This is a genomic window from Mesorhizobium sp. B2-7-2 (assembly GCF_006440775.1).
In the GTDB taxonomy this organism is placed as follows: domain Bacteria; phylum Pseudomonadota; class Alphaproteobacteria; order Rhizobiales; family Rhizobiaceae; genus Mesorhizobium.
This window is the reverse complement of the sequence record NZ_VFTZ01000012.1, coordinates 1-13763: the sequence shown is the minus strand read 5'-3', so window position 1 is coordinate 13763 and position 13763 is coordinate 1. Positions and strand designations below refer to the sequence as shown.

The window sequence follows — 13763 nt, the reverse complement described above, 5'->3', positions numbered from 1 at the left end:
CCCTGCTACAACTTTGCAGCCGCCCGTCTATTCCGGTCGTCCGAAGAACTCTTTCCTGTGGCGAGCTGACAACAGACGCAACCCGGCGAGATTTCTCGCGACACGGAAGGGGCGCTTCAGAGCGCTTCTGCTTACGAAATACATCTGCATGAGGCTCGGAGTCTTATTGTGCGACCCCTGGTGTGCAACACGGTACACAGCGGCCCGGAACGGGAGGCAATTCAAGGGAGTTCCGCGCTTGGCCAGAGCTGGTGCTATACGGACGTGGCTGCCAAGCGTATCTTTGATCCATTCGATGGGGGCATCTTCGATTTTTGCCGGCAGCCCGTACAGATCCGAACGAATGATCAGCGATGTTCCGCAATAGTGACTGAACTGGTCACGACAGAGCAGAACATTGCCGCCATCGTCCCAGCGATACCCCTTGTCAATCCTCCAGCCGTTTTCGTTCGGATGCTTAGAAGCATACTGCACGATACGAGAGCTTACCAAATCGTCGTCGTCAACGATCATGAAGAAGCGGCTGCCAGCGGCATTGAGCATGCCGGCAAGAACACGGCGGCCTTTGTCGGCGCGGAATGAATCCAGAAAGTCGTTCTCAGTTGCATCGCCTCGCTCATGAATGTCGTTCGGTGGAAAGCTCACCCGGACCACCGAGAACTTATCGGGCATGACAGGAAGATCGGCCCCGTCATTGGCAACCACTATGCCTCGCCAATCGGGGTTGGTTTGATTGGCAATGGATGTGACGGTTTGGGCGAGGTTCCTCTTCAGGAGGCCCCAATCACGCGCGTTATCCTGATGCCTGACAGGAACAATGAACGTTACGGCAGTCATGACAGTCTCCAGTCTTTGACTGTGCCAACCGCCTGTTCTCTTGCCCATCTAATGCCGTCGTCATTCGACATTGCCTTGTAGGATAGATCGGTACCCCCTGAAAAAGCGTTCATGAACCGGCGAATTTTTCCGTAGTTGTTGTCCAGCACCGCGTGGGGGCGCCCTATGAGAATCGAACAGATGTGCACATGCAGGCGATCCGTAAGGATGGCCTTGCCACGGGAAATCTGCCGGATGCCGCGTCGAAAGCGGTTGTTGGCCGCGGCATTCAGTTTGCGCAACCGCACTTCTGAGGGGCTGAGGTGCAGCAACGCAGATGCCGCACCGAGCGCTTTTGCAACGCCCACCCTCGAGTGGCGCTCGGTGATCCAGTCCTCCCTTGGGATATGGGGATAGACAGAGAAATCGACCGCTCCGACCTGCTCCTTGTCCTGGCGAAGCATCGCGAGCACCGGGAAGCGGGGCGCATCAGGCTGCACACTGCCGATGCAAAAAGCCATGTCGGGGCAGAGATGCACCTGGCAATCGAACTTTTCCCGGGCGAACAGAAGGGATTCCTCGTCGCGCACCAGCAGCACGAAGTTCTTATGTCGGCCAATGGCGCGTCTGCTTTGCTCAAGCCGTTCCGGAGAGCTGTAATGGATCGATTGCGGAAACTGGACGATCTGCCGGTCGGGAAACAACTCCAGTATATGTTCCCGGAAGTCCTGGTGAGATACCCATAAGTCGCCGAAATTGCCGCCCCCATGGATAAATATGGGCCCACTCGGAGCCGTCCCCTTGAGTTCATCATGGGAAAAATCGTCCGTCGTGCAGACATAGGAAGGCCGCTTTGCGTAACGATCCTTCAAATAGGCAATCCCAGCCATATTGCCGAGTCGCCACAGTTCTTGATGTCGGGAAAATCCAGTATCGCTATCGGCTCATCGGGCCTGACGAACATCTTTAGGCAATCATGCGTTATGTCCTGCAGCGCAGCAATCAGTTCTAGTTCCTGAGCACCTGGCATCGTACCTCTCTTTTGAATTGACGAGCTGGAGATCACGCGTGGCTGACTTTGGACAGCACCTTGAAAGCGAGCTTTCTCACTTCGGTTTCCGGCCCATCCGGACGGCCCATAACGATCCAGAGAAAGAGACTGAAACCGCAATAGAGAGTTCCGCCGAGGCAGATGAGGACGGCGAGTTGGAGAACCAAGCCGGTCTGCGTGGTCTGAGCGCCAATGCAATGATCGGCGAGCGTTACACCTGCGGCCAGAACGGCCGAGCTGGCGAGCGCCCTGAAATTCGCCAACAACTGCGCCCTGACCGAGACATTGATGAGCCGCTCCACCACCACCATGTTGACGACAGCGCTGAACAGACCGGTGAGCACCCGGCTGAATATCAGCCCCGGAAGCCCCCAGCACCCCAAACCGATCGAAATCACCGGTATGCGGACAAGAAGCATCTGTGTATCACGCACGAACAGGGTCCGGGTCTGCCCCAGGCTGCAGCCCCATTCTGTCGGTGTCCTCTATGCCCAACTGCTCGGCACCGCGCCTGTCTCGCCATGGATGCGATCAAAGCTTCCTCGCGCTAGAACGGCGTGACTTGCGTGGGACCCGCCAACGCACCTCTCGCCAAGTCTCAGCACCACGGAGTTCCGGAATTTCCGGCCCGAGTCGCTGCTCGCGGACTTTGTCATCGCGTGTCTTCAATCGCGCGACCTCGTCTGGCCGCGAGCAGCACGCCACGCTGATTTTCGACATTTGCTGGAGCGTCCCGTTGCTTAAAGATAATCTTTGCGGATTCCGTTCAGCACCTCACCAAAGCGACTTTTCAAGCCGTCGAGCGAGCCATCGGGACTAAGCTGCGGTTCCCCGCGGCTGCTTCCCACAACCAGCTTGTGCACACCGCGCGGAAGCAGGCCCGAATTCAGGACCGTGCCGACGCCCACGAGCATTGTTTGTTGGTGCACCTCCCGGAATCCAGGCAACAGAAAGTCCCATAGCCAGAGATTGAGGTCGTCACCAAATTGCCGTGGCTCGATTCCCAATGATATGGAGTCATTTCGCCTCCGCAAACTTAGCTGTCCCGAGTTCCCTCAGTGTCAGCAGCAACTCAGGGTCACGCCACGCCCAACGCGCGAGCAGGCCGACGTTTGGCACTTTGCCGCGACGAAGAAGTCCGGCCTGGCTCCAAAGCGCCTGGCGACGCGCTCTGCCCTTGGAGGGTGGCGATTGACTCAACTTCCTCTGGCCGTCAGGCAAAGCAAGCTTCGAGCGCGTCGAGCGCTGCCCAGGTGTTGAATTGCTGCTGCAGGAAGCGGCGCGATGTGCGGTCGATGCGGTGAAAGATATTGACGCCCAAGCCGCGCACGACGCCCGGATCACCGCAGAGCAGGCTGCGCCGAGAGGCGAGGATTGTATCGCAGAAGAAAAGCACGTCCTCTGCGGCGCGCCGAAGAGTGGCGTCGAAACGGATTTTTTTGAAGATGGTACGGCCGATCACCATTCCAGAAAGATGGAGAAAGCTCCAGTCCTTCAGCATTGCGCTTGCAAGGTCAGGAACTTCGATGACAAGCGGCTGCTCCCCCAATCGAATCACCCGTCCGCCCCTGCAAGTTCGGATATTGCGAGGTGGTAATAGAACTCTTCGCTCGCTTGAATTGAGGCCCAGTAACAGTCCCCTCCGAAGCACAACATGCTCTCAAAAGCGTTGTGCAGATGATGTGGCAGCCAGGTGTCGTCTGAATCGAGGAAAGCGACGAGACGCGTCGAAGGCGAAACGTTCTCAAGCCCGGTGTTGCGAGCGCCACCAGGGCCGGCGTTGGCCTGCCTTATGACCGTGATGCGCGACCTCTGATCGGCGTCAAGCGCTTCCAGCTCGACCTCAGCCGGAAGAGGGGACTCATCGTCGATAACCAGAACCTCAAAGCCCGTATAAGTCTGCTCAAATACGCTCTGTAGCGAACGGCGAAGAATCCCCGCTTTTTTCTGATAAAAAGGGATGACGATTGTGAAAGAGGCCAATTCTCATCCATGCCTTCGGGAGGTCTGTGCGAGGCCCGAGTAACGCATTCGGCAATGGTTGGCCAAAGTGATTGTATGGATGATGATCATCCATGGCGTGGATAGGCCGTCTGCGGCGAGCGTGGCGTCATCTATGGCACCAATCAGCTCGGGTCTCGGGCGCACTCTCGTTTGCCCGTTCCCGTTGGCCCGGGGCGGCTGCTTCGACATGGCTAGCAGGCCAGCAGGAACACCGAATCCAGGGTTGAGCAAGCCGAACTACTGCCCCGGAACGTCGGCGGTGATCAGCCCCACTGGGTGGCGCGGGCATGGTCGGCGCAGTCGATCAGACCATGTTGCGGCGGTCAGTTTGTTACGACTTGATCGGACCCGGTTGAGCCACCATATACCGCCTCCGGCCGCTGGTCTTAGGTGCCTCATGCACCAGACCTCCAGGCTGAATTGAGTCAATTCATTTGACTGTCCGGGTCCAGAGGAACTCTCCCGAGGTGCCGGGCATCTTTGCTCTTCTTCGAGGTGTTTATGAAAGATTCACGCATTCCCGAGCCGGTGTTGACGGCCATGTCGGCGGGGACCCACATCACCCGTGCTTATCGTGAGCACCTTGGATATTCCGTCGAGGACCTGGCAGTGGCGTGCGGGCTTGCCGCTGAGGAAATCCTGAACATTGAGTCCGGTCTGAGATACAACAAGGGTTATAGGGACCGGATCGCAAAATCGCTGTCCCTACCCGCCGGAATTCTTGAGACGGAGGCGGACATATTGGACGCTGCCTGATCGGTGGAAGGCCGGTTTCCCGTTGGTTGCCGGGAAACAGGTCTCTCGTTTTCGCATTGTTGGAACCCAGCGTTTGCGCCACAGGTCCGTTTGCCCAGGATATCACCAACGCGAGCAGCAGGTGCCATACGCGCCCGGAGAGCCTAGCTCGGGCGCCGCTCGCGGCGCGTTCGGGGGGAATGCAGGATCACACATGCATTCCAGTCACGCTAACTGCCAAGCAGATGACCGGCATTTCGTAGGGCGGCGAGGAAGGGGCCGGCATGGACGGTGATATCGATCTTTGCCTGCGTTGAGAGGGGCATGCTTGTCCAGTTCTCCAAAGGCGCCATCAGATCTGAGAACGTGTCATTCACCATGCAATAGTGGGTAAGAAGGCCCTGCCTGTCCAACGCGACCACGCCAGTTTGTTCGCCTCGATACCGGATTGCCGCGATTCGCTGCACCTGCGGGTCATCGTCGACCCGCACGTCGAAAACCAATGTACCCTGGCTCCTCGCGGCTATCTCCGCGGCTCTTTCGCTGAAACTTGATGAGAGAGAGCGGACGCTTTCGACCGCCATCTGGAAAATCGCCCAATCCAGTTCCTGCGAGGCCATGTCGGCAATTGCGCGTAGTAGAGGGGTGATTGCAACGACGCATGCGGCTTGTTCACAGATGTCGGCTGACGACCGATCCTAACCGGGGTTCTGCCGCCCATCGTGCTGTCCGATTCGGACTGATGCTGAAGCGAGGGGGCACGCCCACTGAACTACCTCTCGGCACCACGCTCACTCCCTTGCTCTTGTTAGGCAGCGCGTGGCCTCCGCAGCCTCCGCTCTCCCACGAGTACGGGAATTCTTCCCAAGCCATATCGCGAGGCTTCGCATTTGTGATTCTAAGCGTATGCCCGGGTTTGAACATTGACCTAAGGAGGCTGCGCGGTGTCGCGACCCAGCCGCACCCTCGGCGAGTCAGCGCCACAGGGTTCACAAAGTTGACTGGCTGGGCTAGGGGGAGCGCAGAGAAATCTCCGGTCGCAGCCTTACCCGGTCAAAACAAGGATACCACGATGAAGACTCTCGTCATCTGCTCCGGCGGATTGGACTCCGTTTCCCTTGCCCACAAAGTGGCAGCGGAGCACGAACTTGTCGGGCTGCTGTCCTTCGACTACGGCCAGCGGCACAGCAAAGAACTGAAATTCGCCGCGATGTGCGCGCAGCGATTGGACATTGCGCATCAGATCATCGACATCCGCCAAATCGGCCGCGGCCTTTGCGGCTCCGCGCTCACCGATGGTGTCGACGTGCCGGACGGCCACTACGCCGAAGACACCATGAAGATCACGGTGGTGCCGAACCGAAACGCCATCATGCTGGCCATCGCCTTCGGACTCGCCGCCGCGCAGCAGCTCGAAGCAGTGGGGATGGCCGCTCACGGCGGAGACCATTTCATCTATCCAGACTGCCGTCCGGCCTTCATCGAGGCTTTCCAGACGATGCAGAACCGAGCGCTCGACGGAGACGCGCAGATCCGTCTTTATACGCCTTATGTGAACCTCACCAAGGCGGACATCGTCGGCGATGGAGCAAGGCACGGGACCCCATTTGCGCAGACCTGGTCCTGCTACAAGGGCGGCGAACGTCACTGCGGACGGTGCGGGACCTGCGTCGAGCGGCGCGAAGCGTTTCATCTGGCGCAGCACGCCGACCCGACCGACTATGAGGACACCGATTTCTGGCTTGAGGCGCTGCGGAGGCGGAGCGCCTGATGTTCCGCATTACCAAGGAATTCCACTTCTCGGCCTCGCATCAGCTCACCTCCTTGCCACCCGAGCACCAGTGCGCGCGACTGCACGGGCATAACTACATCGTCGTAGTGGAGCTCTCGGCCAAGGAGCTGAACTCGCACGGCTTTGTGCGCGACTATCACGATCTGGCGCCGCTCAAACACTATATCGACGAGAGCTTGGACCACCGGCACCTCAACGACGCGCTCGCGCATGAGCAGGTCACAGCGGAATACCTGGCCAGGCATTTCTATGAATGGTGCAAGGCACGGCTGCCGGAAACCGCCGCCGTGAGGGTGAGCGAAACCCCTAAAACCTGGGCGGAGTACCGGCCGTGACCGACACGCGGCCCGCAATCCGGGTCAGCGAGATATTCGGGCCGACGATCCAGGGCGAGGGCGTGCTCATCGGTTTGCCGACCGTCTTCATCAGAACCGGCGGGTGTGACTACCGCTGTTCCTGGTGCGACAGCCTCCATGCGGTTGACAACCAATTCCGCGATGAATGGAAGATGATGCCAGTGGACGCGGTGTGGCAAAACGTGGTTGCGCTTTCCGGCGCCCGGCCAGTTATGGTGTCCCTGTCGGGCGGCAACCCCGCCATTCAGCCCTTCGGCGGCCTGATCGAGCGGGGCCATGCTGAAGGTTACCGCTTCGCGCTGGAAACCCAAGCTTCGGTGGCCAAGGACTGGTTTGCCGAGCTTGACGTACTGGTCCTCAGCCCAAAGCCGCCGTCGAGCGAAATGAGGACCGATTGGGTTGCATTCGAGGCTTGCATCGAAGCGGCGCGGGAGAAGCCGCAAGTCGTGCTCAAGCTCGTCGTTTTCGACGAGAGTGACTACGCCTTCGCCAAAGACGCCGCCGCCCGATTTCCACGTCTCCCGGTCTATCTGCAACCCGGCAATCACACGCCACCGCGCCGTGGCGAGGAAGACGCAGCTGTCGACCTTGCCGGAATCATGAGGCGCATGGAGTGGCTGATCGAAAAGGTGACGCGAGACAGATGGTTCGAAGCCCGCGTATTGCCGCAGCTGCATGTTCTGCTCTGGGGTAACAAGAGGGCCGTCTAGGTCTCGCTCGCCGGTGTGGGAACTGCACCAATCTTATCCTCGGCCAGAATCTGGCGCCGTCAGCGCCGGACGGAACTAGAGCCCGTGCGCCTGTCGCGCCGCTGCTATGGCTTGGGTAAGCCCCCTCACGCCGACGTCAGCACCTTCTGGACCGCAGAAGGTGAACACCGGGCCTCTTTGGCTGCCTCACAGACCGTCCCTCGGCCTTCAGGGCCTTGATCAGGTCATGGTCTAGCGTCACCGGCCTGCCGGTCTTCCACGGCTCGCTTCAGCTATTTGACCGGGCCGCCTTGTGAGGCTGACGCGGCGCCAATCTTTACGGGCCTCTACGATGCGGCAGGCAACAAGGTCTACCGCTTAGTTGAGCGTCGGCCAGTTGGCTTTGTTTGGCGCACCCAGAGGTTGACCACTTTGTGCTACGCAAGCTCTGACGCCGCAACTTAACCTTTGGTTTTTCGTGGGTCTGCACCGTAGGTGCGTTCCTCGCGAATTGTTCCCTTTGCCTTGTGCAAAACCGCTTGGGCGAGGCCGCCAGCCTTATGAACAGCGCGACCTGCGGCCGTTGCGGCGGCCTCAGATGCTTTCTGGGTCTTGTGATCGGATACGGTGTTTCCGCCTTGCGTCACCTTCCAACCGCTCTTTGACGGCGACGAGTGAAATACAGTTCGTTTTGCCATTCGCATACTCCCATAGATGAACCGGCAAGCGCCGGAGTTTCGCGTGCGTAAACGTACGCACGCCAGAGCCGACTGCGGTGGAGTTATTTGTGGAAGACTAGTGTAAGAGGTTACTTCTTAGGTGGCTTGGGCGGTGGCGGCGGCGCAGGCTTGGGTGGCGGTGGCGGAGAAGGTCTGGGGGCCTCGTGCCTAACACCTTTGCGTTCTCCCGGCGGTTTCTCAGGTTGAAATTCGAAAGATGGAATCATGGCTTCCTCACTTAGTTCTCGCCTCGAAAAGGCAGACAACGATACGCTAAAGGAAATCTTGCGGGAAGCTGAGAGCCGACTTGATGCACAACTAACAATGGCTTTGGCAGCAGATTTGAGGGCGATGACGTTGCTCGGTTTCATGGTTGCGGTTGTCGCCGTAGTCGTCGCTGGCACGCTTGCTATCTATAAGTCCGAACACGTCGACATCTTCTTTGGTGCCGTTGGACTATTTGCGACGTTTGGGATGTCGGTTTCATCCTTTTACGCTTTTGAGGCGGCCAAGCCGATAGACTTTGATGCTGTGGGCAATTATCCCTCCGGCTGGGCATCTGATGCAGAAAGTGGGAAGCCGCTCCACATCGCCCTAGCTGAAGTCTGCGCCCATTACGATGAGATGCTGAAATCCAACAAGGCTGCCATGAAGAGCAGTAGCGAACACTTGCTGTGGTCCTCGCAAGTCGCACTAGGAACGATGTTTGTGTCCGCCTTTTTGGTGGCATGTCGTATCTTGCACCTGTTTCCCTACTGAAGGAGGGGAGGGCTGGGTACGATCTTGATGAACTAGATGCGACGAGAAGCGCGCAAGACCTAATCCGAAAGTTATGTTTGGAAAGGTAGGATCTGGCCCACGGTGTAGGGTGGTCGGATATCTAGGGCCGATGGTCCTAAGGACCGGTGGTGGCTGCAAAAAGCGTTGAGCAATTGCGGCTTTCCGGGACGCTTGCCAAGAATCCGGATACGTCAATCACTTCGAGCCGCCCGACGATCGGCCGATCGGTGAGCCATACGAATGGCTGTCGGCGCCAGGGCAAGCGGCCTGGAAAGAGATGGCGCCGACTTTGCTGCGGTATTGCCGCCGCGGGATTGTCGGTCTTACCGCGCTACTAGTTGGGAAAATGCGCAGCGGAGATCTGGGTGTTGCGGGCCTGAGAGCGCTCAACCAATGCCTGGGCTCACTTGGAGCCACGCCGGCGTCGTTCCCAAAGGTAGGTTGGGCGCCGCCTTCGGATGACCACGACGATTCTGCAGCCGAGTACTTTCGATAGGCGCGTTCAAGGGAGAATGTTCGGCGGCTCAACGTCAACGCAGCCATAGGCGCGGTCCGTCGCCAAGCCGCCTTCCTGCCTATATTCTGCCTTGAAGCAAAAGCGAAATGACTTCGGCTTCACGTCAGTTCTCCACCCACATCTAAAGGGTATGACCAGTTCATGCGGCACAGCGTTCATCCCGCATCCCTTCACACGGTGCGGGATTGCAAATTTCTTTGTTCGCCCGCCTTGTTTGACTGCCTCGATGATAGACCCAATCACACCGGTCAGGTCGTCATGATCGGTAAACACGATTACATCGTCCGGGTATTGAAACGACAACTCATGGACAAGCAACGCTCGTCTGTTGTGGTTCAGAATCTCGAATTTTAGGCTAGCCTGCCGTGAATACTCAACATACTCAGCCTGGTAGACGCCAAACGTAGGATTCACCTCACCAAGCACGGCGTCAGCTTGCCGTTTGGCTTGTGCGGCCGACAGCCATGCTAGCAGGGCGGAGATCAAAGAAACAGCGACCGCGACAGCGGCAATCCAATCAGAAGTCACCATGCCGAGGGCTTTCTCTATGCGGCTAACCGGGCGTTTTCTTAGGGTCGCGATCGCGGGGGAACGTTCTCTCCTCTTCATATCCGCCGCGCTTTTTCTCAATCCGGACAGAGCCGCCATCTTTCCCAATCGCGCTGGATAGAACGCCGCCAGCGGTGGCATCCGCTTTAGTTTCGAACCGCTTAGTAGCGCGGTCGGCACCATCTTTATGCAGTTTCCAGTCCTGTTTTTTCTTGTCAAACGACAGAGTGTATGTCGGCAGTTTGGTCATAGGATAATCTCCGAGAAGAAAGTGATGGCGGGCCGAAACCCGCCATCGTTAGAGCGTTACGGACACTCAGGAAGCGCCAGCAAATTATCGTTCCACTGGCCATCCGCGTGAGTGCGGACGTATTTCTCGTTGGGGCCATTGACCACAGCGACGTTGGCGCGCTTTCCGCCTACCGATGTGTAGAAAGTATGCGTGCCCGCTTCGATCCATTGGATCACTTGTGATCTCGACCATTTCCCGGTGGAGTTGCCGAGGTTTGTAATAGCCTCGTGCTTGTTCTCACGTGGGACTTTGTTGATGCAAGTTACCTGCACGTCTGCCATTGCAATTGCTCCTTTCGAGCGCTTTGCGGAGCAATTGGGAATGGCAGGGCTTGGGAGGATGTCTGACCATTACGTAGCTCCTGTGGCTTGTCAAAAACGCCTCAGGACGCTAGTTACCGACCTGCTATGGAGCGGACACGCGGTCTTGTTCGTCCACTCGGCACCACAAGACCGTGAGTACGCAACAGACAGAGGCAGACGGCGAATCACCGTCTGCCTCTTTTTTATGCAAAAATGGCATTCCAGTAAATGGCCAGTAACGTTTTGTTAACAATATAGTGACGCTGAGATAGTCAGCTTTGCTGTCGTATCGTCACTACCTCGTGGTCCGCCCAATCCTTTGAACGCGGCGCGCCATCATTTCCTTTTTACAGCAATCCGCAGATGTCAAAATACCCACCGCGCCCGGCGCGATCGACCGCCATGGAGTAAGCAATGGCTGCAAGTAGCGACGACCTGCTAATTAGCATTTCGACCGACCTCTCTACGCTGCAGGCGCGCATCAACGACATGGTCGGTATCGGTGCGAAGGGCCAGCAAGGAGCGGAACGGCGTCCTAGCGGACCAGGGGCGTGAGCTTGAGGCTCTGCGAACGAAATACAGCCCGCTGTTTGCCGCCCAGCAAACATACTTGGGAGTCTCAAAAACATTAAGATGGCGCAGGCGATCGGCGCAATTAGCGCGGATGAGTCCGCAGCTGCCATCGCGCGCGAGAAGGCTTCCTTTGCTGCGAACGTTGTTGCCATCAATACCGTGGCGAGCGCTCACCAAGCGCAATGCGCTCTCCCTTAACGCGTCCGCTGACAACTATCTCTTCTTGCATGCCGAGCTTGGCGTAGCGTTCGCCTTTAACGGTGGGACGGAACCATCGCTCCCGTGGATCGGCCCGTTCTCGGTCGCCAATGCCGTCGCAACCGGCGGCGTCAGCAGCATCGTGCAGGGGCGTTACGGTGCACAATACCAATCCGGCAATTCCGATCATCAAGCAACAGCCGTTCTTCTAGGCCTCCTTGGGCCATGCGCACATGATTTCGGTCCTCTCCCGCGTCCCACATCGGACTTGTATGCTGCACCGGCCGCCCAGTATTGTTGCGAAGGGGCGGGGCCACCGAAATGGAGCCTGAGGACGATCTGAAATCCCGTATCGAGGCTGCATTGGTTCGCGGCCACCTTAGCCAATGGCAGCGCCAGTTCCTCCTCGATATGCGTGACCGATTGGTGAAATACGGCCCGCGCACGCGGTTGAGCGCGAAGCAGTGGGCGAAGCTCTATGAGGCGATAGGACCCGCACATCCAGGCACCTACAAGCCCCCATCGCCGCGTTGGCGACCGCGCCGTTGGCGCAACCCACTCGTTCGGGAGGTTCGATACTTGGCAGGCAGGTTCGTCAGAACCTTTGGGATCGCTCTCGCATTGGTCGTCGGGTCCCTGATCTATTCGTTCGTTGTCAAGGGCGGCCAAATCACTTGGCCAAGCATGCCCTCCTTCGCGAGGTCAGACGCAGCAGGCTACAGGGTGCCACTTGCCAGAACCCAGTTCACCGTAACGGACGGAGATACCATTCGGCTCAACAGTTCCGCGAAGGGGACCCGGCTGGTTGGCTTCAACGCACCCGAAAGCATCGAGCCAAGGTGCGACTCTGAGGGAAACCTCGGGCGTCGAGCGAAGGCACGCCTCAAAGAGTTGGTTGCTGCGGCGAAGCTTGAGCTGAAGATGGTTCCATGTTCCTGCCCGGCAGGCACTGAGGGCACCGACAGGTGCAACTACGGGCGAAGTTGCGGCTCACTCTTTGCCGATGGCCAAGATGTGGGCGACATATTGGTGTCAGAGGGGCTGGCCGTCCCGTTCGCCTGCGGCTCTACAAGCTGTCCGCCAACGCCCCGCCCTTGGTGCGGATAGGATAAGACGCCTTCTCGCACAATGGTGTCCCAGCTCTGGCCCTTCCGCAGCATGTCCATGATCGCCTCGCTACGCTCGGCGTCTTCGGGACGGACCTTCATGTGACCCTCGGCCTTTGCCTTGGCGATCCCCTTGAGCCTGCCTGCGCGTCGGTCGTCATAGTACTTGCGGACAATGGCCGCGAGCATGTCGACCAGCATCCCGTTGATGGCGTCGAACATGGGTCCGGTGAAGGCGTCCTCGGTCTTCAGCATCATGTGCGAGGTCGGCAAGTCCAGCGCACCTTTGGAAACCCATCATTTGGCGTTGGCAATTTTTAGGAAACCCATGTGAATTACCCTGATCTTCCGTATCGTGGGCTCGGGGAGCGTATTTTTGGACAAGCTTCAAGTCATGCTATCGAAGGGCTACTTTCCAAAAGAGCTGCCGCCCCCTTTATAACCGAGGATTTCGGCGAGTATGCGCGGGAATTGTTGGCGATATGGGCCGCGAGCGGCCCGCTGAAGCCCAGCCATGCAAAGCATCAGAAATTTTGGGAGATAAGCGAGACTGAACCCGAACTCTACTCGACGCCAAAAGCGAAGAACGAGCGTCGACAACTGCACATTACAAACCCAGTGCCCCAGCTTCTGCTCGCTTCGGTTATGACAAGGAACTGGGCGACTATATCTCGCTGGCTGGACCGGCAGCGATTTAGCTTCTCCAGAACCATGATCTCATCCAAATCGTACAGGGCGATTGAGGAGCCCGACTTCAAGAGCAACGCGGTGCACAAACAACTCATTCGAGCTACCTACGATGTAGAGGTCAAATCAGACGTTCTTCGCTTCTATCCATCCATATACACCCACTCGGTGCTTTGGGCGGCCTATGGTAAGGAACGGGTCAAGAAAAACCGCAAGAAGTATAACGACAGCTTGGGTGATCGAATCGACGTACTTCTCCGTAAATGTAATCGAGGTCAGTCCGTGGGCATCCCGATAGGGCCCGATACATCCCGTATAGTCGCGGATATTCTCTCAGGCTACATCGACAGCAGACCGATGCTGAGGACCGGTCTTCAGCGCGGCGCAGCCGATCGCCTGCAGGATGATTGGGTAATAGGAACTGAAACTGTTGGTGATGCAGAACGACTGCTTTCTGCGTTACGGACGACCTACCTTGAGGTAGGTTTAGAAATTCACGGAGGAAAGACATCAGTTATCGGTAAGACCGTATGTCCGCTTCTGCCGGTGAGGTGGCTCACCCTACACTGCGCGTCCGAGGGTTGCTCGGGCGGTCCG

The 13763-nt window shown here is 58.0% G+C and carries 13 protein-coding genes and 3 pseudogenes; 7 read left to right on the top strand and 9 right to left on the bottom strand.

The genetic code is table 11. The features are described from left to right. Positions 1-27: 27 nt before the first annotated feature. The 5 genes and pseudogenes from FJ425_RS17515 to FJ425_RS17495 form a co-directional block, all read right to left on the bottom strand. The gene (locus tag FJ425_RS17515; RefSeq protein ID WP_064993289.1) at positions 28-837 is read right to left on the bottom strand and encodes a galactosyl transferase; all 810 of its coding nucleotides are present in this window, start codon (positions 835-837) and stop codon (positions 28-30) included. After that, positions 834-1846 (bottom strand): annotated as a pseudogene (locus FJ425_RS17510) (polysaccharide pyruvyl transferase family protein). Before FJ425_RS17510 ends, FJ425_RS17515 begins: the two are co-directional and overlap by 4 nt. A gap of 32 nt (positions 1847-1878) precedes the next feature. Next, positions 1879-2286, bottom strand: coding sequence for a hypothetical protein (locus FJ425_RS17505; RefSeq protein ID WP_064993288.1), 408 nt, complete (start codon positions 2284-2286; stop codon positions 1879-1881). 420 nt (positions 2287-2706) lie between these two features. After that, positions 2707-2888: pseudogene (locus tag FJ425_RS17500) on the bottom strand (polysaccharide pyruvyl transferase family protein); the annotation flags it as partial. Continuing rightward, positions 2885-3850 (bottom strand): annotated as a pseudogene (locus FJ425_RS17495) (glycosyltransferase family A protein). The pseudogenes FJ425_RS17495 and FJ425_RS17500, both read right to left, overlap by 4 nt. 522 nt (positions 3851-4372) lie before the next feature. Here FJ425_RS17495 and FJ425_RS17490 point away from each other — a divergent pair. After that, positions 4373-4627 carry a helix-turn-helix transcriptional regulator gene (locus tag FJ425_RS17490; RefSeq protein ID WP_064993353.1) on the top strand — a complete coding sequence of 85 codons (255 nt, stop codon included), beginning with the start codon at positions 4373-4375 and terminating at the stop codon, positions 4625-4627. A 209-nt stretch (positions 4628-4836) separates the two neighbouring features. Here the strand turns inward: FJ425_RS17490 and FJ425_RS17485 are convergent, their stop codons facing one another. After that, on the bottom strand, positions 4837-5226 hold the full coding sequence (locus FJ425_RS17485) for a hypothetical protein (protein ID WP_064993287.1): 390 nt from the start codon (positions 5224-5226) through the stop codon (positions 4837-4839). 452 nt (positions 5227-5678) lie between these two features. On the opposite strand from FJ425_RS17485, the gene queC reads away from it, so the two are divergent. From queC to FJ425_RS17460, 4 genes are all read left to right on the top strand, one after another. Continuing rightward, positions 5679-6377: a 7-cyano-7-deazaguanine synthase QueC gene (gene queC, locus FJ425_RS17480; protein WP_064993286.1), complete on the top strand. Its 699-nt coding sequence runs from the start codon at positions 5679-5681 to the stop codon at positions 6375-6377. Further along, on the top strand, positions 6377-6733 hold the full coding sequence (queD, locus tag FJ425_RS17475) for a 6-carboxytetrahydropterin synthase QueD (protein WP_013533306.1): 357 nt from the start codon (positions 6377-6379) through the stop codon (positions 6731-6733). The genes queC and queD overlap by 1 nt, the downstream gene beginning before the upstream one ends. Further along, positions 6730-7464 carry a 7-carboxy-7-deazaguanine synthase QueE gene (queE, locus tag FJ425_RS17470; protein WP_064993285.1) on the top strand — a complete coding sequence of 245 codons (735 nt, stop codon included), beginning with the start codon at positions 6730-6732 and terminating at the stop codon, positions 7462-7464. The genes queD and queE overlap by 4 nt, the downstream gene beginning before the upstream one ends. 923 nt (positions 7465-8387) lie before the next feature. Beyond that, positions 8388-8921 (top strand): hypothetical protein, encoded by a 534-nt coding sequence (locus FJ425_RS17460; protein WP_064993284.1) that lies wholly within the window; start codon positions 8388-8390, stop codon positions 8919-8921. A 523-nt stretch (positions 8922-9444) separates the two neighbouring features. Here the strand turns inward: FJ425_RS17460 and FJ425_RS17455 are convergent. Genes FJ425_RS17455 through FJ425_RS17445 form a run of 3 tightly spaced genes read right to left on the bottom strand, consistent with a single transcriptional unit; the run spans position 9445 to position 10581 of the window. Further along, entirely contained in the window at positions 9445-9990 is a 546-nt protein-coding gene (locus FJ425_RS17455; RefSeq protein ID WP_086081355.1) for a hypothetical protein, read from the bottom strand. Positions 9991-10012: 22 nt separating this feature from the next. After that, a complete protein-coding gene (locus FJ425_RS17450; RefSeq protein ID WP_084015674.1) occupies positions 10013-10258 on the bottom strand; it encodes a DUF2188 domain-containing protein in 246 nt (81 codons plus the stop codon). 56 nt (positions 10259-10314) lie between these two features. Beyond that, positions 10315-10581, bottom strand: coding sequence for a DUF3892 domain-containing protein (locus tag FJ425_RS17445; RefSeq protein WP_064993282.1), 267 nt, complete (start codon positions 10579-10581; stop codon positions 10315-10317). Between the two features lie 1113 nt (positions 10582-11694). Here FJ425_RS17445 and FJ425_RS32470 point away from each other — a divergent pair. Both FJ425_RS32470 and FJ425_RS17425 read left to right on the top strand, forming a co-directional pair. Then, entirely contained in the window at positions 11695-12480 is a 786-nt protein-coding gene (locus FJ425_RS32470; RefSeq protein ID WP_176479564.1) for a thermonuclease family protein, read from the top strand. A gap of 329 nt (positions 12481-12809) precedes the next feature. Further along, a partial coding sequence (locus tag FJ425_RS17425) for an RNA-directed DNA polymerase (RefSeq protein WP_140700728.1) occupies positions 12810-13763 on the top strand: 954 nt, incomplete at its 3' end.

Excerpts from the sequence above, each read along its gene's own strand:
- queD (WP_013533306.1), top strand. The coding sequence starts at position 6,377 with ATGTTCCGCATTACCAAGGAATTCCACTTCTCGGCCTCGCATCAGCTC.
- FJ425_RS17490 (WP_064993353.1), top strand. The coding sequence starts at position 4,373 with ATGAAAGATTCACGCATTCCCGAGCCGGTGTTGACGGCCATGTCGGCG.
- FJ425_RS17445 (WP_064993282.1), bottom strand. The coding sequence starts at position 10,581 with ATGGCAGACGTGCAGGTAACTTGCATCAACAAAGTCCCACGTGAGAAC.
- FJ425_RS17455 (WP_086081355.1), bottom strand. The coding sequence starts at position 9,990 with ATGGTGACTTCTGATTGGATTGCCGCTGTCGCGGTCGCTGTTTCTTTG.
- FJ425_RS32470 (WP_176479564.1), top strand. The coding sequence starts at position 11,695 with ATGGAGCCTGAGGACGATCTGAAATCCCGTATCGAGGCTGCATTGGTT.
- FJ425_RS17450 (WP_084015674.1), bottom strand. The coding sequence starts at position 10,258 with ATGACCAAACTGCCGACATACACTCTGTCGTTTGACAAGAAAAAACAG.
- FJ425_RS17485 (WP_064993287.1), bottom strand. The coding sequence starts at position 5,226 with ATGGCCTCGCAGGAACTGGATTGGGCGATTTTCCAGATGGCGGTCGAA.
- FJ425_RS17515 (WP_064993289.1), bottom strand. The coding sequence starts at position 837 with ATGACTGCCGTAACGTTCATTGTTCCTGTCAGGCATCAGGATAACGCG.
- FJ425_RS17505 (WP_064993288.1), bottom strand. The coding sequence starts at position 2,286 with ATGCTTCTTGTCCGCATACCGGTGATTTCGATCGGTTTGGGGTGCTGG.
- FJ425_RS17460 (WP_064993284.1), top strand. The coding sequence starts at position 8,388 with ATGGCTTCCTCACTTAGTTCTCGCCTCGAAAAGGCAGACAACGATACG.
- queC (WP_064993286.1), top strand. The coding sequence starts at position 5,679 with ATGAAGACTCTCGTCATCTGCTCCGGCGGATTGGACTCCGTTTCCCTT.